We start from the raw sequence: 361 nt of genomic DNA, 5'->3' as shown, positions 1-361 counted from the left end.
GCCCTCTCAGTCTCGCTCTGCTCGACAGCTCTCCCACGGGGAGAGCCCTTGGCAGTACGGTAAACTTGTCGGTTTTGCCAAAGGCTCCCACTTTGGGGGAGCTGTCACCGAAGGTGACTGAGAGGGCGAGCCCGTTTGCCGAACATGATTTTTACTCTTTGTAGTGAAAAATCGCGCCGCCCCAGGTCAGGCCGCCGCCAAAGCCGATGCAGGCCAGCGGTCTGCCCGGGGTCAGCTGCCCGCTCTCGGCCAGCTCGTTGAGGGCGACCGGAATGCTGGCGGCGCTGGTGTTGCCGTGGCGATCCATGTTCTTATAAAATTTTGCCGGTTCGGCCTGCAGGGCCTTGATGCAGTGGTCGAT

The 361-nt window shown here is 60.9% G+C and carries 1 protein-coding gene; it reads right to left on the bottom strand.

Annotation, left to right across the window (positions count from 1 at the left end):
* Positions 1 to 151 precede the first annotated feature (151 nt).
* On the bottom strand, positions 152 to 361 hold a 210-nt coding region (locus P0G09_RS16025; RefSeq protein ID WP_275253154.1), incomplete at its 5' end, for a 3-oxoacyl-[acyl-carrier-protein] synthase III C-terminal domain-containing protein.

Source organism: Faecalibacterium sp. DFI.5.82 (assembly GCF_029076575.1).
GTDB lineage: Bacteria > Bacillota > Clostridia > Oscillospirales > Ruminococcaceae > Faecalibacterium > Faecalibacterium duncaniae.
This window is presented reverse-complemented; position numbering and strand designations above follow the sequence as displayed.